The organism is Micromonospora sp. DT228 (assembly GCF_049841595.1).
GTDB lineage: Bacteria > Actinomycetota > Actinomycetes > Mycobacteriales > Micromonosporaceae > Micromonospora.
Map to the genome: position 1 here is coordinate 77,637 of NZ_JBNCKO010000016.1, position 17,891 is coordinate 95,527.

The 17,891-nt window shown below is 71.7% G+C and carries 20 protein-coding genes and 1 pseudogene; 15 read left to right on the top strand and 6 right to left on the bottom strand.

Annotated elements, in window-relative coordinates; translation table 11 throughout:
• Positions 1–5 precede the first annotated feature (5 nt).
• On the bottom strand, positions 6–851 hold the full coding sequence (locus tag ACLQ29_RS26960) for a helix-turn-helix domain-containing protein (RefSeq protein WP_393372848.1): 846 nt from the start codon (positions 849–851) through the stop codon (positions 6–8).
• Between the two features lie 277 nt (positions 852–1,128).
• Here ACLQ29_RS26960 and ACLQ29_RS26965 point away from each other — a divergent pair, with 277 nt between their 5' ends.
• Both ACLQ29_RS26965 and ACLQ29_RS26970 read left to right on the top strand, forming a co-directional pair.
• Positions 1,129–1,347: a hypothetical protein gene (locus tag ACLQ29_RS26965; protein ID WP_425774245.1), complete on the top strand. Its 219-nt coding sequence runs from the start codon at positions 1,129–1,131 to the stop codon at positions 1,345–1,347.
• Positions 1,348–1,542: 195 nt separating this feature from the next.
• Positions 1,543–2,643 (top strand): D-alanine--D-alanine ligase family protein, encoded by a 1,101-nt coding sequence (locus tag ACLQ29_RS26970; protein WP_425774246.1) that lies wholly within the window; start codon positions 1,543–1,545, stop codon positions 2,641–2,643.
• Positions 2,644–2,688: 45 nt separating this feature from the next.
• Here ACLQ29_RS26970 and ACLQ29_RS26975 read toward each other — a convergent pair whose 3' ends face one another.
• Together ACLQ29_RS26975 and ACLQ29_RS26980 are read right to left on the bottom strand one after the other, a co-directional pair.
• The gene (locus ACLQ29_RS26975; RefSeq protein WP_425774247.1) at positions 2,689–3,369 is read right to left on the bottom strand and encodes a DUF3515 family protein; all 681 of its coding nucleotides are present in this window, start codon (positions 3,367–3,369) and stop codon (positions 2,689–2,691) included.
• A gap of 9 nt (positions 3,370–3,378) precedes the next feature.
• Positions 3,379–3,612 carry an Lrp/AsnC ligand binding domain-containing protein gene (locus ACLQ29_RS26980; protein ID WP_013284547.1) on the bottom strand — a complete coding sequence of 78 codons (234 nt, stop codon included), beginning with the start codon at positions 3,610–3,612 and terminating at the stop codon, positions 3,379–3,381.
• Positions 3,613–3,765: 153 nt separating this feature from the next.
• On the opposite strand from ACLQ29_RS26980, the gene ACLQ29_RS26985 reads away from it, so the two are divergent.
• A complete protein-coding gene (locus ACLQ29_RS26985; RefSeq protein WP_425774325.1) occupies positions 3,766–4,698 on the top strand; it encodes a thiamine-phosphate kinase in 933 nt (310 codons plus the stop codon).
• A 29-nt stretch (positions 4,699–4,727) separates the two neighbouring features.
• Positions 4,728–5,189: a GNAT family N-acetyltransferase gene (locus ACLQ29_RS26990; protein WP_425774248.1), complete on the top strand. Its 462-nt coding sequence runs from the start codon at positions 4,728–4,730 to the stop codon at positions 5,187–5,189.
• 97 nt (positions 5,190–5,286) lie between these two features.
• Here ACLQ29_RS26990 and rpmB read toward each other — a convergent pair whose 3' ends face one another.
• The gene (rpmB, locus tag ACLQ29_RS26995) at positions 5,287–5,478 is read right to left on the bottom strand and encodes a 50S ribosomal protein L28 (RefSeq protein WP_091671657.1); all 192 of its coding nucleotides are present in this window, start codon (positions 5,476–5,478) and stop codon (positions 5,287–5,289) included.
• Between the two features lie 303 nt (positions 5,479–5,781).
• Between rpmB and ACLQ29_RS27000 the strand changes: the two genes are divergently transcribed.
• Positions 5,782–7,395, top strand: a complete 1,614-nt coding sequence (locus ACLQ29_RS27000) for a DAK2 domain-containing protein (protein ID WP_425774249.1) — start codon at positions 5,782–5,784, stop codon at positions 7,393–7,395.
• The gene (recG, locus tag ACLQ29_RS27005) at positions 7,392–9,590 is read left to right on the top strand and encodes an ATP-dependent DNA helicase RecG (RefSeq protein WP_425774250.1); all 2,199 of its coding nucleotides are present in this window, start codon (positions 7,392–7,394) and stop codon (positions 9,588–9,590) included. Before ACLQ29_RS27000 ends, recG begins: the two co-directional genes overlap by 4 nt.
• A 44-nt stretch (positions 9,591–9,634) precedes the next feature.
• On the opposite strand, the gene ACLQ29_RS27010 is transcribed toward recG, so the two are convergent.
• Positions 9,635–9,895, bottom strand: a complete 261-nt coding sequence (locus tag ACLQ29_RS27010; RefSeq protein WP_425774251.1) for a flavin reductase — start codon at positions 9,893–9,895, stop codon at positions 9,635–9,637.
• 267 nt (positions 9,896–10,162) lie between these two features.
• Here ACLQ29_RS27010 and ACLQ29_RS27015 point away from each other — a divergent pair, with 267 nt between their 5' ends.
• Together ACLQ29_RS27015 and ACLQ29_RS27020 are read left to right on the top strand one after the other, a co-directional pair.
• Positions 10,163–10,885 carry an XRE family transcriptional regulator gene (locus ACLQ29_RS27015; RefSeq protein WP_425774326.1) on the top strand — a complete coding sequence of 241 codons (723 nt, stop codon included), beginning with the start codon at positions 10,163–10,165 and terminating at the stop codon, positions 10,883–10,885.
• Positions 10,882–11,355 (top strand): NUDIX domain-containing protein, encoded by a 474-nt coding sequence (locus tag ACLQ29_RS27020; RefSeq protein WP_425774252.1) that lies wholly within the window; start codon positions 10,882–10,884, stop codon positions 11,353–11,355. The genes ACLQ29_RS27015 and ACLQ29_RS27020 overlap by 4 nt, the downstream gene beginning before the upstream one ends.
• A 203-nt stretch (positions 11,356–11,558) precedes the next feature.
• On the opposite strand, the gene ACLQ29_RS27025 is transcribed toward ACLQ29_RS27020, so the two are convergent.
• On the bottom strand, positions 11,559–12,770 hold the full coding sequence (locus ACLQ29_RS27025; RefSeq protein WP_425774253.1) for a cell wall anchor protein: 1,212 nt from the start codon (positions 12,768–12,770) through the stop codon (positions 11,559–11,561).
• A gap of 430 nt (positions 12,771–13,200) precedes the next feature.
• On the opposite strand from ACLQ29_RS27025, the gene rsmD reads away from it, so the two are divergent.
• From rsmD to rnc, 7 genes and pseudogenes are all read left to right on the top strand, one after another.
• Positions 13,201–13,764, top strand: coding sequence for a 16S rRNA (guanine(966)-N(2))-methyltransferase RsmD (gene rsmD / locus ACLQ29_RS27030; protein ID WP_425774254.1), 564 nt, complete (start codon positions 13,201–13,203; stop codon positions 13,762–13,764).
• Positions 13,761–14,243, top strand: a complete 483-nt coding sequence (coaD, locus tag ACLQ29_RS27035) for a pantetheine-phosphate adenylyltransferase (RefSeq protein WP_425774255.1) — start codon at positions 13,761–13,763, stop codon at positions 14,241–14,243. Before rsmD ends, coaD begins: the two co-directional genes overlap by 4 nt.
• Positions 14,244–14,505: 262 nt before the next feature.
• Positions 14,506–15,003, top strand: a complete 498-nt coding sequence (locus ACLQ29_RS27040) for a hypothetical protein (protein ID WP_281899866.1) — start codon at positions 14,506–14,508, stop codon at positions 15,001–15,003.
• A 110-nt stretch (positions 15,004–15,113) separates the two neighbouring features.
• On the top strand, positions 15,114–15,677 hold the full coding sequence (locus ACLQ29_RS27045) for a YceD family protein (RefSeq protein ID WP_425774256.1): 564 nt from the start codon (positions 15,114–15,116) through the stop codon (positions 15,675–15,677).
• 5 nt (positions 15,678–15,682) lie between these two features.
• Complete coding sequence (gene rpmF / locus ACLQ29_RS27050; protein ID WP_252416735.1) at positions 15,683–15,856, top strand: 50S ribosomal protein L32; 174 nt, start codon at positions 15,683–15,685, stop codon at positions 15,854–15,856.
• A 114-nt stretch (positions 15,857–15,970) separates the two neighbouring features.
• Positions 15,971–16,957: a phosphate acyltransferase gene (locus ACLQ29_RS27055; RefSeq protein ID WP_425774257.1), complete on the top strand. Its 987-nt coding sequence runs from the start codon at positions 15,971–15,973 to the stop codon at positions 16,955–16,957.
• Positions 16,954–17,703, top strand: a pseudogene (gene rnc, locus ACLQ29_RS27060) (ribonuclease III); the annotation flags it as partial. The gene ACLQ29_RS27055 and the pseudogene rnc, both read left to right, overlap by 4 nt.
• Positions 17,704–17,891: the final 188 nt, after the last annotated feature.

A 17,891-nucleotide genomic window follows, 5' to 3' on the forward strand; every position in this document is an offset into this window, starting at 1 on the left:
TGGTCTTACCGTCCCTTCAGGGCTGTCAGGAGCATTCCGCGGCTGTCGGCCGGGCTGAGCGCCACGCTTCGGAGGTGCTCCATGATCTTGGTGCAGGTCCGCGTCTCGCCGGCTCGGTCGAGGATCATCTGACCGGCGACGGTCTCCACCGAGGCGATGATCGGATCCTCCGGATCGGCGAACTCGAGGATGTGCAGCGAGCCCCGGGTGCCCCGGTGGTAGCCGGCGGAGAGCGGGATCACCTGCACGGTGATGTTCGGCAACTCGGCCATCTTGACCAGGTGCCGCAGTTGGCCGTCCATCCCCGACTGGTCGCCGACCGGACGCAACAGCGCGCCCTCGTCGATGATCGCGTCGAGGATGGGCGGGTCGTCGCCGGTGAGCCGTTGCTGCCGGTCGAGTCGGACCTTGACCCGCTGCTCCACCAGGTCGTCGGTGAGGGTGTGCGGACCACCGCGCATCACGCCACGGATGTAGTCGGCCGTCTGGAGCAGGCCGGGCACCACGGAGGGCTCGAAGTTGGCGATCGCGGTCGCCTCGGCCTCCAGCGCGATGAAGTCGATGGTGCGCGGATCCAGCAGGTAGGAGTACGAGACCCACCAGCCTGGCTTGCGGGCGTCCTTGGCGAGCTGCACCGCCGCGGCCACCTCCTCGGCACCCACCCCGTACGACGTGAGCAGCGCGCGCACGGTGGCCGGGGTGATCAGGGACTGGGCGTTCTCGTACCGGGAGAGGGTGCTGCGGGTGCTGTTGATCTCATCCGCGGCGGTTTCCAGCGTCAGGCCGGCGGCTTCCCGGTGGTGGCGCAGGGCGATGCCGAGCCGGCGGGCACGGGCTGTCTTCGGGGCCATGCATCGATGGTCGCATACATCCTTGGGAACGTCTGCATGGGAGCGTCTCGATGAGAGTTGCATTCACGGCGGTAAACGTGTCAATCTGTTAGCGCGTCCTCACCGCCGGTTGTCGTGGCGACGGTGGTGGTGAGCGACCGGAGGGATGGGGCGCGCGGCGATCGGGTTTCTCCCCCGTGCCCGATCGTCGCGTGCCGCGCCATCCCGGCCTGCCGGAAGGAGACGACGACGTGCGTACCGTTCCGGAGTCCTACCACTTACGCCAGGTCGGCCCCTGATGACCCGCTTCCTGGTGGTGCTCACCGACGTGCGTCCGGTCGACGGCGTCGACCGCGACGAGCGGACCGTGCCCGAGCGGCGACGGCAGGTGGTCGGCGCCAGCAGTCGGGAGGCTGCCGACCGGATCGCCGGAGCGTTCATGGCGCTGGGCATGGTGCGCGCCGGCCGGCAGCGGGTGAAGGTCATCGCGGTCGGCCGCCGGCACTCCCACGACTGACCATGCCCAGGCCGCACCTTTACCGCATGGCAATAGTCCCATCACGCACCGTATATACCGTGATGACCGATCGCCGTGTCGCGCCGTGGCTCGCCGGGTATCGCCTCGTCCCATCGCCACGCACAGTAAGGTCAACCGGGTGAGCGCCACCGGCGAGCACGACCAGCCGCAGTCGCGTACGAAGAGGTGACCGGAGTGACCACCCCAGGCAAAACCCGCGTGGCGATCGTCTTCGGCGGCCGCAGCCCGGAGCACGGCATCTCCTGCGTCAGCGCCGGCAGCGTGTTCGGCGCGCTCGACCCGGACGAGTTCGAGGTGGTGCCCGTCGGCATCACCCGAGCCGGCCAGTGGGTGCTGACCAGCGGAGACCCCGCCCATCTCGCCATCGAAGCCCGTCGGCTGCCGGAGATCACCGCCGATTCCGGGGACGACATCGTGCTGCGCGCCGACCCGACCGGCAACGGCCTGATGGTGCTCGACCCGACCGAGGGCCCCCGGGTGCTCGCCGACGTCGACGTGGTCTTCCCGGTGCTGCACGGCGCGTACGGCGAGGACGGCACCATCCAGGGCATGCTGGAGATGGCCGGCATCCCCTACGTCGGGGCGAACGTCTTCGCCTCCGCGGCCGCCATGGACAAGGAGTTCACCAAGAAGCTCTGCGCCGTCGAGGGCATCCCGGTCGGCACGTACGCCGTGCTGCGCAACGGGATGACACTCAGCGAGCAGGACAAGGAGCGGCTCGGCCTGCCGGTCTTCGTCAAGCCGTCCCGGGCCGGATCGTCCTTCGGAATCAGCAAGGTCACCGACTGGGCGGACCTGGACACGGCGGTCGCCACCGCCCGGCAGTTCGACCCGAAGGTCATCATCGAGGCCGCGATCGTCGGCCGCGAGATCGAGTGTGGCGTGCTGGAGGGCGAGGCCGGGGGCACACCCGAGGCGTCCGTCCTGGCCGAGGTGCGGGTCGTCGCGGACCACGACTTCTACGACTTCGAGGCGAAGTACCTCGACGACTCCTGCGAGTACGACATCCCGGCCGACCTGCCGGAGCGGGTGACCCGCCAGGTGCAGGAGTACGCGGTTCGCGCGTTCACCGCGCTGGACTGCGCCGGTCTGGCCCGGGCCGACTTCTTCGTCACCCCCGAGCTGGACGTCTATCTCAACGAGATCAACACGATGCCCGGGTTCACCCCGACGTCGATGTTCCCGCGGATGTGGGCGGCCTCCGGCCTGGAGTACCCGAAGCTTGTCAACCGGCTGATCCGTACCGCCCAACGGCGCGGCGTCGGCCTGCACTGAGCAACCCGGTCCCCCCGCGCGGCTCGGTCGGCGCGGGGGGCCAGCTCAGCGCTGGCAGCCGGAGGGGATGGCGCCGCCGGAGGGCACGCTCGCCACGATCGTGCTGGAAATCGACGGCACCCACTGCAACGGCTGCTCGTACGAACGCGGGACGCGCACCTCGATCGACGTCTCCCGGTCGACAGTGGTGAGCACGGTCTGCTCGCCCTGCTCGGCCAGGTGCCAGCAGACCCGGTTGACAGTCCAGACCTCGTCGGTGGCGGGGAAGGTCGGCTCGGCGCCGCCGCAGGCCACGGTGAGCGCGGGGTCGCCGTACGCCGCGTTCTGCTCCGGACCGGCGGTGACCGGCCGCTGGGCCAGGTCGCGGATGCTCGTCGGCAACTGGGAGAGCAGGGCCCGGCAGACCGTGGCCGGGCGGGCGGCCAGGGCCGGGGCGGCCATCTCCACCGGAGCGGTGGACTGCGCCCGGGCGCTTGTCGCGGACGGCGACGGCGCGGCGGCCGGTGCGTCCGGGGTGAGCTTGGTGAAGGCGAACACGGCCACCAGCAGCGTGATCGGCAACGCGATCAACGTGGCCAGCAGGGCGGCGCCACGAATGGTCCGATCCCGTCCGGCCGGCGCGGCGGCGGCCGGGTCGGCCGACGCACCGATACCGTCAGCCGGCTCGGGTGTCCCGTCGGACGCGTCGCGCGCGCCGTCGTCCAGAGCAGCGGAGGAGTTCGTCATCTCGTCCACTTACAGCCGCACCACCGAACACGTGAGGGTGCGGGTGATGCCAGGCACCATCTGCACCTTGCTGACAATGAGTTTGCCGAGTTCGTCGACGGTGTTCGCCTCGGTGAGGACGACCACGTCGTACGGCCCGGTGACGGCGTCGACCCGCACCACGCCGGCGAGGTCCGCGATGAGACCCGCCACGTCACGTGCCCGGCCCACCTCGGTCTGGATGAGGATGTACGCCTGTACCACGACTAGACCTCCGTCCGTCGCCGCCCGGGAGCGGCCCGAAGGGTGAAACTACCTTACGGACCAGGTCTGATCCCTATCGGTGGTCAAGGAGCAGCGGTGAGCGAGCACGGCGGAGCCGGGCAGTACGGGCGGAACACCGGCGGCGGTGCCAGCGTGTCCGGAATCGGGGAGTTCGGGCTGATCGGAAAGATCACCGCCCGGCTGACGTACGGACCGACGACCCTGCTCGGCCCGGGTGACGACGCGGCGGTGGTGGCCGCGCCGGACGGACGCGTGGCGGCCTCCACCGACGTCCTTGTCGACGGGCGGCACTTCCGGCGGGACTGGTCCTCCGCGCGCGACGTCGGGCACCGGGCGGCGGCGGCCAACCTCGCCGACATCGTGGCCATGGGGGCCACGCCGACCGCCCTGCTTGTCGCCCTCTGCATGCCGGCGGACCTGGACACCGGCTGGGCGGAGGAGTTGGCCGACGGCCTCTCCGCCGAGGCGGCCACCGTCGGCGCGAGCGTCGTCGGCGGCGACATGTCGGCCAGCCCCACCCTGACCGTCGCGGTCACCGCGCTGGGCGACCTGGCGGGCCGCCCGCCCGTGCTGCGCTCCGGCGCCCGCCCCGGGGACGTGCTCGCCCTGGCCGGGCGCACCGGGCACGCGGCAGCCGGGCTGACCGTGCTCACCCGGGGCTTCCGCACTCCCCGGCTGCTGGTCGAGGCGTACCGGCGGCCGCAGGTGCCCTATCCGGCCGGCCCGCAGGCCGCGCGGCTCGGCGCCACCTCGATGATCGACGTGTCGGACGGGCTGCTCGCCGACCTCGGACACGTGTCGGCGGCCAGCGGGGTCGCGATCGACGTGCGCCGCAACGCGTTCGAGGTGCCCCGGCAGATGGCCGACGCGGCGCAGGCGCTCGGCGTCGACCCGTACACCTGGATCCTCGCCGGTGGCGACGACCACGCGCTGGCCGCGACCTTCCCGCCGGCTGTGGTGTTGCCGCCGGACTGGCTGCCGATCGGGGTGGTCACGGACGGTGCCGGAGTGACTGTCGACGGCGCGCCCCACCACGGCCCGACCGGCTGGGACCACTTCCGGTGAGGCCCGCCAGCGGTCGTACTCTGGGCACCGTGAGTGAGATTGAGATCCGGGCCGTGCGGTTCGACGCACCTGTGGCGCAGCAGTTGATCCATGCCGCGCTTACCGACCTCGCTGTCCGCTACGGCGGCAACGGTGATGACACACCCGTCGACGCGACCGAGTTCGAGCCGCCCGATGGGGCGTTCCTCGTCGCCTATCTGGCCGGCGAGCCGGTCGGCTGCGGTGGCTGGCGCAGCCACGGCACGGACTGCGCGGAGGTGAAGCGGATGTACACCGCCCCGACGGCGCGTGGGCGGGGCGTGGCCCGCGCCGTGCTGGCGGCCGTCGAGCGTTCGGCCCGCGAGCAGGGCCGCAAGCGGGTGGTCCTGGAGTGCGGCGACAAGCAGCCCGAGGCGATCGCCATGTACGGCTCCGCCGGTTACGAGCGGATCCCGAACTTCGGCTTCTACAAGGACGAGGAGGGCTGCGTCTCCTTCGGCCGCACGCTCTGACCGACGGTCTCCGGCGGCGGGTGGGCGCGCGCACGACAGAGCCGGCGGACCCGGAGGTCCGCCGGCTGAGCCGTACGAGAAGGTGGGTGCCGCCGCGTCAGGCGCGGGTGACCTTGCCGGCCTTGATGCACGAGGTGCAGACCTGCAGCTTCTTGGTGTTGCCGCCACCGGCCGGGGTGCGCACCGACTGGATGTTCGGGTTCCAGCGGCGGTTGGTCTTCTTCTTGGACCAGGGCACGTTGTGGCCGAAGCCCGGCCCCTTGCCACAGACGTCGCACACGCTAGCCACGGGATACTCCTGGGATTGAAACGTTCATGAGGTTGCCGGCAGAGGTGCTGCACGGGCAACCGCGTCAGCCTACCCGATGTCCCGCCGAGGTGACCAACCGCCCTGGCCCGGTGATCAGCCGCCCCTCCGCCGGTGGGCGGTGGTCGGCCCGCCGGGGTGACGGGGGGTGGTTCCGGCGGCAACTGTACCTGGAGGGCGGATCCCGTCCGTCCGGGCCAGGGGGACGGGCGTGCCGCGTGCGGGGCAATCGGACACGCCGGACGAGCCCGGCGCGTGTCGGTGCGCGCCAGTAGGCTTCTGGCCGTGCTGGACACCCTCGACGCCGCCGCGGTGCGCCGTTGGTGCGCGGGTGGACTGGCCGCGCTGAAGCGTCACCAGGGCGAGATCGACCAGCTCAACGTCTACCCGGTGCCGGACGGCGACACCGGCACCAACCTGGTGCTCACCCTCACCTCCGCCCAGCAGGCCCTCGCGATGGACCTGGACACCCTCCCCGACAGTGGGCCGACCGCGCACGGGCACGCGCTGCGGTTGATGGCCCAGGGCGCGCTGCTCGGCGCGCGGGGCAACTCCGGGGTGATCCTCTCGCAGATCCTGCGGGGTTTCGCCGACCAGGTCGCCGTGGCGTCGACGGTGCGTGGCCGGGAGTTCGCCGCCGCCCTGCGGTCCGGCACCGCCGCCGCGTACACCGCTGTCGCCCGACCGGTCGAGGGCACCCTGCTCACCGTGGTCGCGGCGGCCGCCGCCGCGGCCGAACGCGCGGACAGCGACGACCTGCCGGCGGTGGCCCGCCTCGCGGCCCGGGCGGCGGCCGAGGCGCTCGCCCGGACCCCGGAGCAACTGCCGGCGCTGGCCCGCGCGGGCGTGGTCGACGCGGGTGGCCGGGGGCTCTGCGTGCTGCTCGACGCCCTGGTCGAGGTGCTGACGGGGGAGAGCGTCGACCAGCCGACGCCGACGACCCGCTCCGCCCGTCCGGCGGCCACCGTCGCGCGGGAGACCGGCTCCGACGAGTACGCGTACGAGGTGCAGTTCCTGCTCGACGCCCACGCCGAGGCGGTGGCCGGGATGCGACGGGCGCTGGACGCGCTCGGGGATTCGCTCGTCGTCGTCGGCGACGGGCGTGAGCCGGAGGGCACCTGGAACGTGCACGTGCACGTCAACGACGTGGGCGCGGCGGTCGAGGCGGGCGTCGCGGCCGGCCGCCCGTACCGGATCTCGGTGACCCGGTTCGCCGACCAGCCGGAGCCGCCCCGCGGCCCGGTGTCGGACGGCCGGGCCGCGGTGGTGGTGGCCACCGGCGGGGGCATCGCCGACCTGTTCGCCGCGGAGGGCGCCACGGTGGTGGCGGGCAACCCGTCCACGGGTGAGCTGCTGGACGCGGTCCGGGGCACCGGCGCGGCCCGGGTGGTGGTGCTGCCCAACGACCCCAACACGGAGGCGGTGGCGAGCGCCGCGGCCCGTGCGGCCCGTCGGCACGGCATCAGGGTGAGCGTGGTGCCGACCCGCTCGCCGGTGCAGGCGCTTGCCGCCCTCGCAGTCCGCGACGCCGACCGCCGCTTCGAGGACGACGTGATCGCGATGGCCGAGGCCGCCGGTGCCTGCCGTTACGCCGAGGTCTGCCACGCCAGCCGCGAGGCGCTGACCATGGCCGGCCCGTGCCGTCCGGGCGACGTGCTGGCGCTTGTCGAGGGGGAGGTGCACCTGATCGGCACCGACCTCACCGACACCTGCGCCGCAGTGGTCGACCGGATGCTGGGCGGCGGGGGCGAGATGGTCACCCTGCTGTCCGGCGTGGACGCCCCGGCCGGGCTCATCGACGCCGTGCGCGCGCACGTCGCGCGACGGTGGCCGTTCGTCGAGGTGCACGCGTACCCGGGCGGCCAACCGTTTTATCCGCTCCTGGTAGGGATCGAATGAGCGAACCAGCCACCGTCGACACTCCGCTGAAGAAGCTGGTCGGGGACAAGACAGCCAAGGCGCTGGCCGCGCACCTCGACCTGCACACGGCGGGTGACCTGGTCTACCACTTCCCTCGCCGCTACGACGAGCGGGGCGAGCACACCGACATCCGCTCGCTGGACGTCGGCGAGCAGGTCACCGTGCTGGCCCAGGTGCAGCGCACCGCCGTACGCCCGATGCGGCAGCGACGGGGCAACCTGCTGGAGGTGACCGTCGGTGACGGCTCCGGTGGGCTGCTGACGTTGACCTTCTTCGGCAACCAGGCGTGGCGGGAGCGCGAGCTGCGCCCCGGCCGGTGGGGGCTGTTCGCCGGCAAGGTCACCGAGTTCCGGAGCAAGCGGCAGCTCAACGGCCCGGAGTACGTCCTGCTCGGTGAGGGCGGTGACGGCGAGGCGGCGGCCAGCGACGAGATCGAGGAGTTCGCCGGTGCGCTGATCCCCGTCTACCCGGCCGCCGCGGCCGTGCCGACCTGGGTGATCGCGCGGTGCGTGCGGGTCGTGCTCGACACGTTCACCCCACCCGACGATCCCCTGCCGGGCGAGGTGCGCGCCAGCCGCAAGCTGGTCGGGTTGGGCGCCGCGTTGACCGAGATCCACCGGCCGACCAGCAAGGAGGCGCTCTACCGGGCGCGGCGGCGACTCAAGTGGGACGAGGCGTTCGCCGTCCAGTTGACGCTTGTGCAGCGCAAGCACCGGGCGGCCGACTGGCCGGCCCGACCCCGCCCGGCGCGCCCCGGCGGGCTGTTGGACGCCTTCGACGCCCGACTCCCGTACGAGCTGACGGACGGTCAGCGTGACGTCGGCGTGGAGATCGCGGGAGATCTCGCCACCCCGCACCCGATGCACAGGTTGTTGCAGGGTGAGGTGGGCTCGGGCAAGACGGTGGTGGCGTTGCGGGCGATGCTCCAGGTGGTCGACGCGGGCGGGCAGGCCGCGCTGCTGGCACCCACCGAGGTGCTGGCCGCCCAGCACCACCGCGGCATGCTCGACCTGCTCGGGCCGCTCGGGCGGGCCGGCGAGCTGGGGTCCGCCGAGCACGCCACCCGGGTCGAGTTGGTCACCGGCTCACTGGGCGCGGCGGCCCGGCGGCGGGCGCTCGGCGAGGTGGCCAGTGGCGCCGCCGGCATCGTGCTCGGCACCCACGCCCTGCTCTACGAGGGCGTCGACTTCGCCGACCTCGGCCTGGTCGTCGTCGACGAGCAGCACCGCTTCGGCGTGGAGCAACGCGACGCGCTGCGGGCCAAGGCCGACCAGCCGCCGCACGTGCTGGTGATGACGGCCACCCCGATCCCGCGCACGGTGGCGATGACCGTCTACGGCGACCTGGAGGTCTCCACCCTCTCCCAGTTGCCCCGGGGGCGGTCGCCGATCGCCTCGCACGTGGTGCCGGCCGCGGAGAAACCGGCCTATCTGGACCGGGCCTGGCGTCGGCTGCGCGAGGAGGTGGCCGCCGGCCACCAGGCGTACGTGGTGTGCCCGCGGATCGGTGACGGGCCGGTGTCCGACGAGGAGCCGCCACCCGAGGACGACAACGGTCGGCGTCCGCCGGTGGCGGTGACCGAGGTGGCTCCGCTGCTGGCCGAGGGCCCGCTGCACGGGCTGCGGATCGGGGTGCTGCACGGTCGCCTGCCGGCCGACGAGAAGGACGCGGTGATGCGGTCCTTCGCCGCCGGTGACCTGGACGTGCTGGTGGCGACCACGGTGATCGAGGTCGGCGTGGACGTGCCGAACGCCACCGTGATGATCGTGCTGGACGCCGACCGGTTCGGTGTCTCCCAACTGCACCAGCTGCGGGGCCGGGTCGGTCGGGGCGCCGCCGCCGGGCTCTGCCTGCTGGTCAGCGAGGCCGCCGAGGGCTCGTCGGCACGCGAACGGCTGGACGCGGTCGCGTCCACGAGCGACGGCTTCACGCTCGCCGAGTTGGATCTGGAGCAGCGCCGCGAGGGCGACGTGCTGGGTGCGACCCAGTCCGGGCACCGCTCCCACCTGCGACTGCTGTCGCTGCGCCGCGACGCGGACCTGATCCGCGACGCCCGCGCCGAGGCGATCACCCTGATCGAGGAGGACCCGGACCTGACCGGCAACCCGGCGCTGGCCGCCTCGGTCGCCGCGTTGGTCGACGAGGAGCGCGCCGAATACCTGGAAAAGGGCTGAGGCGTCTGCCGATCTCCTCCTGGCGGAGTCAGCACCGTCCAGGCTCAGGGCGCTTGCCGATCGCTGCGCAATGCGGCCGAGCGTGGCCAGGCGAGAAACCGTGCGTGCAACACGCCCGACGGCGTGTGGGGCAGGTCCTCGCACGCCTGGACCAGGTACGCCGCCAGGTGCAGCATCAACGAGATCCGCGCACCTGTGAACTCCGCCACGAGCTGCCGCTTGCGAGTCCGACACGGCCACGGTGCTCCGCACCCTGCGCAGGTCCACTGCGGCCGTACCGGCTGATGCGTCGACAACACCCCCACCACCCCTCCGGCTCGCTGGAAGGGAAGAGGCCACCGCCGGCAGCCGGCCCGACCACCTCCCGGGCGGGCGGTGGCCCCTTCCCCTGGCACCCACCAGCCCGGCGTATTGCCGCAAGCGAACCGGCGAGGCCCCGCCGCTGAACCTACGAACCAGCCCGGGGCACCCCAACGTCCCAACAGACACCACGCCGGACACTTTCACGAGCCTGATGCGTCCCGCCGTGTCCACTACCGTGAGACGGTATGAGTCACCGCCTCCGCGCGGCCATGCTCCGCGCCCACCTCGACCCGGCCGCCCTCGCCACAGCTGTCGGTGTCGACGTCAAGACCGTCACCCGGTGGCTCACCGGCCGCGTCCCACACCAACGCACCCGCCTCGCCGTCGCCGATGCCCTCGGTGAGACCGAAGCCGACCTGTGGCCGCAGACCCGCCCCGACCAGGCGCCCGGCGCCGAGGCCACCGCCGAGGTCGTCGCCGCCTACGCCCACCGAGCCGACATCCCCCACCACGTCTGGGCTGCCCTACTCAGCGGCGCCACCACCCGGATCGACCTACTCGGCTACGCCTACCCGTTCCTACTGGAACTGCTGCCCAACACCATGCAACTCATCACCGACAAAGCCACCGACGGCGCCCGCGTCCGGCTCGCGTTCGCCGACCCCGACTGCCCGCACGTCGCCGAACGCGACACCCTCGAACAGATCGGCGGCACCCTGCCCGGCCGGATCCGCAACGCCCTCAACTTCTGCGAACCCCTCCACGACGTGCCCGGCGTCCAGATCGGCCTGCACACCGTGCACCTGTACAACTCGGTGTTCCGCTTCGACCACCAGATGATCGTCACTCCACACCTCTACCGCGCCCGCGGCTACCAACACCCCGCCATCCACCTGCGCGAACTCTCCCCGCACGGCATCTTCGCCGCCCACGCCGATCAATTCGAACAGATCTGGCAAACCACCACCGCCTATCCCAAGGAGACCCGGTGACCGGCCGGCGCGACTACTACCACGACCCGGACGCCCCCACCGCCAACAGCCTCGTCCCCGGCGCCGCCGCCATCGTCACCGACGACCACGGCCGTGTGCTGCTGCAACGGCGCACCGACTCCGGCAACTGGGCACCACCCGGCGGCGCCATGGACATCGGCGAAACTCTTCAACAGTGCGCCGTCCGCGAGGTCAAAGAGGAGACCGGCCTCGACATCGAGATCACCGGCCTGCTCGGCATCTACACCGACCCCGCGCATGTCGTCGCGTACCCCGACGGTGAGGTGCGGCAGGAGTTCACCGTGACCTACCTCGCCCGAGCCACCGGCGGCACACTGACCGTCAGCGAGGAGTCCACCGAGGTCCGCTTCATCCACCCCACCGACTTCGGCCACATCCCTATCCACGACACCGTTCGCCTCCGCCTTCACCACCACGCCGAGAACCGCCAAGCCCCCTATCTCGGATAGCGCCAACTTCTTCGCCCGGCACGGGCTGAGGGTGACGCGGGGCGGCGAGTGGCGCCCACCCCGCCGTCCACCGACGGGAGTCCTGAACTCCCTACTCGGCTCGCGCAAGGCGCTGGCTCTACTCGGGTACTGCCAAGAAATGGCTGAGGGCGCGTCGACCGGATGGTCGACGCGCCCTCAGTTGTTGGTCAGAGCGGGTTGTCTCAGGCGGTGAAGCGCACCCGACGACGACGCGCCATCACGAACAGCACAGCACCAACGGCGAGCAGCGCCGCGGCGCCGGCGATGATCCCGCCGGTCGCGGCACCGGTCAGCGGCAGCGCCGGCTCGTCCTTGTCGCCGCCACCCTGGCCCGGGTTGCAGTCGGCCGGCTTTTCCCAGGCGATCGGGGTGGTGTCGTCGAGGCCCTCGGCCGCCGGCGTCACGGTCAGACCCTCGGACGCCGGGAACTCGACGACCACGGTCTTGCCGGGCTCGACGGTCCGCTTCTGCACCTCACCCTTGTTCGGGGTCAGGGTCACCTCGAAGGCCTTGCCGTTCGCCGGGTTGGCGAAGCCGAAGACCAGCTTGTCGCAGGTGGACTCGAAGCCCGCCTGGGGCTCGCCCGGCTTGACGCAGTCCTCCGGCGTCACCCAGGTGTAGGGCTTGCCGACCGGCTTGTCGCCCTCGCTGACGGTGATCGCGCCGGCCTTGGCCGGAACGACGATGTCACTCTTGCTGGCGCCCGGCTTGACCGTGTAGGTCTGCGAGAAGCCCGTCGCCTTCACGGTGAGCTTGGCGTCGGTCGTGGCGTCGGCGCCGTTGGCCAACGTCACCGTGACGGCACCCTCGCAGTCGGAGGCGAAGCTGGCGGTGGGCACGGTGACCGCTGCAGGCGGGGTGGTCACGGTGGGGCTCGGGGTGGGGGTCGGGCTGGCCGGCGGCGTCGAGGTGGTCGGCGACGGCGTCGGGCTCGCCGGCGGGGTGGTCGGCGGCGTGTCCTTCTCGCAGGTGCCGCCGAACGTCACAGTGCCCTTGACGGCCTTGTCCTCGGGGTAGCCGTCGTCCCACTTGGCCTTCACCGCGAGGGTGGCCTGGGTTGCCGAGCCGGGCACCCGCTGCACGCCGGTGATCGGGGTGTTGACGTCGTACGGGTACTTGTTGCGGTCCGACACCTTGATGTTGGTCACCGTGGTGTTGGCGGGGGTGAGTTCGACAGTACGCAGCTGGAAGAACTTGGAGGAGTAGTGGGCCTTGCTCTTCACGGTCCAGGTCACCACCCACTCGCCGGTGGTGGTCTCGCAGACCGCTTTGCCGCTGACCTGGGAGTAGTGGGCGCTGGCGGGGGACGCCATGACGCCGACACCGGTGAGGCCGATCAGCGCGCCTGCGGCGATGGCCGCGACGCGCCGCATCGGAGACTTGGGGAGGTTCAACGCCTGCTCCTGGTGAGGGGTACGGATCGCGCGCGGGAGGTCGGGAGACGGGGCGACCGGTGGGTCGTCTGCTCACCGGGACGTCGCGCGACGCGGGGGTGCTCCCCGCCATAAGCGGGGACAGAGGGTGACTGTACTGACGAGTCATGAATGAGGGGAGTTCTCATCATTGCCATTAGGCAATGTGGTTGATTCGTGATCTTTGATGCACGGAAGGTGGTCGAGTGATCACTGAGGACGAGTGGCGTCGACCGTCGGTGGAGGGCTCCGCAGTGGACCGATCGACAGCGGGGGAGGTCACAGACGTTCCCGGTGCGGTGGACGACGTCAAGACCCCACGCGGGGCGCCGCCCGGCCCTGCGATACCGGCGGTGTCGGTCGTGGTCGGCGTCGACTCGCGTAGCGTCGCGGGCATGAGCAGGAGGAGACGGTGACCCGGATCGTGGCCGGAACGCTCGGCGGGCGGCGGATCGCCGCACCTCCCGGCGCCGGCACCCGACCCACGTCCGACCGGGTCCGGGAGGCGCTGTTCAGTGCCGTCGAGGCCGACGTCGACCTCGACGGCACCCGCTTCGCCGACCTGTACGCGGGCTCCGGCGCGGTCGGGCTGGAGGCGCTGTCCCGGGGCGCCCGGCACGTGCTGCTCGTGGAGTCCGACCCCCGGGCGGCCCGGGTGATCCGGGAGAACGTGGCGACCCTGCGCGCCGGTCCGGCCGTCCGCCTGGTTGCCGGCAAGGTGGCGACCGTGCTGGCCGCCGGCCCGGACGGCGGACCGTACGACGTGGTCTTCGCCGATCCGCCGTACGCGGTGCCGGACGCGGAGATCACCGCACTGTTGACGACGCTTGTCGATGGTGGCTGGCTGGTGCCCGACGCTCTGGTGGTCGTGGAGCGGTCCAGCCGGACCAGGCAGTTCGACTGGGTGGAGGGGATCACCCCCGAGCGCAGTCGCCGGTACGGCGAGACCACCCTTTGGTACGGTCGCCGATCATGAGACGTGCGGTGTGCCCCGGTTCGTTCGATCCGGTCACCAACGGACACCTCGACATCATCGGGCGGGCCAGTCGGCTCTTCGACGAGGTGATCGTTGGCGTCCTGGTGAACCAGTCCAAGAGCGGTCTGTTCACCGTCGAGGAGCGGATCGAGATGCTCCGCGAGGTGACCTCGTCGTACGGCAACGTGCGGGTCGAGTCGTTCCGCGGGCTTCTGGTGGACTTCTGCCGGGCGCAGCAGGCGAGTGTGCTGATCAAGGGTCTGCGGGCGGTCAGCGACTTCGACTACGAGTTGCAGATGGCGCAGATGAACATCGGGCTGGCCGGCGTCGAGACGCTCTTCATGCCGACCAACCCGCTCTACTCGTTCCTCTCCTCCAGCCTGGTGAAGGACGTGGCGAAGTGGGGCGGCGACATCTCCGCCCACGTGCCCGACCAGGTCCGCGAGGCCCTGCAAACCCGCCTGCGCCCGAACCCCTGACCTAACCGCTACCCCCGGCGCCTCACCCCGCCCCGTCGCGCGATCTTGCACTTATGGTGCCCGGATCGCTACTTTTGACGTGATTTGGCGCAACCACAAGTGCAAGATCGGCGGGGTCGGGGCGGGGTCGACGATGTCGCGACGCGCCGGATTGGGGCGGATGGGGCTCGTGTGGGGCGAGCACGACATGATTGGTGACGCGGGGAACGGCCGTAGCCCGCATCATGGAGGTCGGCCGAGGAACGACAGGAGTGAGGTACCGGTGGACCCGCTCGATCGCATCGACGAACTGATCGCCATGGTGGAGCAGGCCCGCTCCGTCCCGATGTCGCGCAACAACTGCATGGTCGACCGGGGTGAGATGATCGCTGCCCTCGACGAGATGCGCGCCGATCTCCCCGCCGACCTGCGTCGCGCCGCCGCGCTCCTGGAGGAGCGCGACAAGATCATGGAAGCCGGCAAGCGCGAGGCGGACCGGATCATCAGCGAGGGTGAGGCAGAACACGCCCGCCTGGTCTCGGTGAACGAGATCACCGTGTCGGCAGAACACGAGGGCGCCCGGATCATCGCCGAGGCCCGCGCCGAGGCCCAGCGCCTGCGTGAGGAGGTCGACGACTACGTCGACACCGCGCTGGCCAACTTCGAGCAGTTCCTCACCCGGGCGCTGGCCTCGATAGAGCGTGGCCGGGACAAGATGCACGCGCTACGGGAGATCGGCACCTTCGGTGGGGATGAGGCGGAACGCCCGCTACCCTTCTGAGCGGCACCTCACCAGCCGACATTCCCACCCGGGTGTCGCCCCCGGTTCGACGGTCCGGTGGTCACCCAGGTAACCTTTTTTGTCGGCCTCTCACCGGCCGGAGTCTGACTATGCCCAAGCACTCGCCATCGACACTCAACCCCAGGTCGCCGCTGGTCCTCGACACGAGGGACCTGCCGCGCCGCCCTGGCGCGTTGCGTGAGGTCCAGCGGGTCGTGCCGGCACCGGCGGACCTCGGTGTGGAGTTGATCAGCGTGCCGGAGGGCGCAGACCTCGACCTCGATCTGAGGTTGCAGTCGGTGTCCGAGGGCGTGCTCGTCTCCGGGACCATCACCGGTCCCGTCCGGGGCGAGTGCGGCCGTTGCCTGCGCGAGATCAACGACTCGATGGGCGTGACGATCCAGGAGCTGTACGCGTACGAGGACAGCACCACGGACGCCACGACCGACGAGGACGAGGTGGGCCGGATGCAGGGCGATCTGATCGACCTGGAGCCGGCGCTGCGGGACGCGTTGGTGCTCACGCTGCCGACCAACCCGCTCTGCCGGGAGGACTGCCCAGGGTTGTGCCCCGAATGCGGGACACACTGGGACGATCTGCCGGCCGACCACAGTCACCAGCAGATCGACCCGCGTTGGGCGGGCCTGTCGCAACTGACCGTTACAGAGGAGTAAGAACCGTGGCCGTCCCGAAGCGCAAGATGTCGCGCAGCAACACCCGGTCCCGCCGGGCGAACTGGAAGGCGACGGTGGTCGCGACCATCGCGTGCCCGCAGTGCAAGTCCCCGAAGCTGCCGCACGCCGCCTGCTCCGTCTGCGGCACCTACAACGGCCGCCAGGTTCTCGAGGTCTGACCTGGACGCCGAGTGACGCCCCCGACCCCAGGTCGGGCGGCACGCGCAACCTGGCATTCGCCCGGTGCCCCGGCTTCCTCCGATGCCGGCCGGCACACTCCGGCCGGCGTTCCGATGGAGCCGGGCACCGCGCGGATCGCCGTTGACCTCCTCGGCGGGGACGACGCTCCCGCCGTCGTGGTTGACGGCGCTCTGCGGGCCGTGCGCGCTGACCCTGACCTGCACCTGCTCCTCGTCGGCCCGGCCGAGGTCGCCGACGAGCTGATTGCTGCCCTCGATCCGCCGCAACGTACGCGGATCACGGTGCGGCCCGTCCGTGATGTCGTCGGCATGGCCGACCATCCCAGCGCCGCCCGTGCCGAGAGCACGGTCCGCGCCGCGGTCACCGCCGTTCGCGACGGGACCGCCGACGCCCTGGTCTCCGCCGGCGCCACAGGTGCCACAGTCACCGCCGCCGTGCTCGGCCTCGGCCGCTGGCCGGAGATCCGCCAACCCGCGCTTGCCGCCACCCTGCCCACCGTGGCCGGACCTGTCGTCCTCCTCGACGTCGGCGGCTCGCTGGAACCCCGCCCGGCCACCCTCGCCCGCCACGCCGTGCTCGGCGCCGCGTACGCCGCGGTGGCGCACTCGATCGCCGCGCCGCGGGTCGGGCTGCTGTCGGTCGGCACCGAGGCCGGCAAGGGCGACCGGGTCCGTCGGGCCACCGACCCGTTGCTCACCGTCGAGCCGCTGCCCGGCGGGGCGCGCTACGTCGGCCTGGTCGAGGGGTACGACGTGACCCTCGGCGCGCGCGTCGATGTGGTCGTCACCGACGGCTTCACCGGTAACGTGCTGCTCAAAGCCATCGAAGGCGCGTACGCGATGGCCGGTGGCCCACCCGCCGAGGGCGGCGCGCCCCGCGCGGCCGCCCTGCTGGGCGTCGCGGGGACTGTCGTCGTCTGCCACGGTTCCGCTCGCGCCGACGATGTCGCCTCCGGCATCGCCCTCGCCGCTCACCTGTGGCGGCGGCGCGCCACCGATCTGGTCTCGGCGTTGCTCGACGGCGACGCCGCGATGGACCGCACCGACCGATCCACCGACACCGAGGTACGCACATCATGAGCAACGACAAGCGGCGGCGGGCGTCCGTCGGTCACCTGGAAGCCGCGTTCGGCGTGAGCCTGGAACCGGAGCTGCTACAGCGCGCCCTGACCCACCGCTCGTACGCGTACGAGAACGGCGGGCTGCCCACAAACGAGCGGCTGGAGTTCCTCGGCGACTCGGTGCTCGGCGTGGTGATCACCACCGCGCTTTTCCACAACCACCCGGACCTGCCCGAGGGACAGTTGGCCAAGCTGCGGGCCAGCGTGGTCAACATGCGGGCGCTCGCCGACGTGGCCCGTGGCCTGGGCCCGGACGGCCTCGGCGCGTACCTGCTGCTCGGCAAGGGCGAGGAGACCACCGGCGGCCGGGACAAGGCGAGCATCCTCGCCGACACGCTCGAAGCGCTGCTCGGGGCGATCTACCTGCAGTACGGGTTGGACACCACCGGGATCGTCATCCACCGGCTCTTCGACCCGCTGATGGCCGAGTCGGCCGGTCGGGGCGCCGCACTGGACTGGAAGACGAGCCTTCAGGAGCTGACGGCGGCGCTCGGGCTTGGCGTCCCGGAGTATCGGATCGAGGGCACCGGCCCGGATCACCTCAAGACGTTCACCGCCTGGGTGGTGGTGGCCGGCAACCGGTACGGCGGCGCCGAGGGGCGCAGCAAGAAGGAGGCGGAGCAGCGGGCCGCCGAGGCCGCGTGGCGAACGCTCGCCGAGCAGAACGGCCAGGCGGGCGGCGACGGCCAGGACGGCAGGGCCGGCGAGGGCGGCCGGGACGGCCGCGGCGGCGACGACGGTCAGACCGGCGACGACGGCCGGGGCCAGCTGATCGACCCGGACGGCTCGGCCGACCGGGACGAGCCGTTCGGGCCGCTGGAACGCGCCGGACGGGCGGCCCAGGCCGAGCAGGCCGACCATCTGGCGCAGGCCCTGCCGGCCGGGGGTGCCGA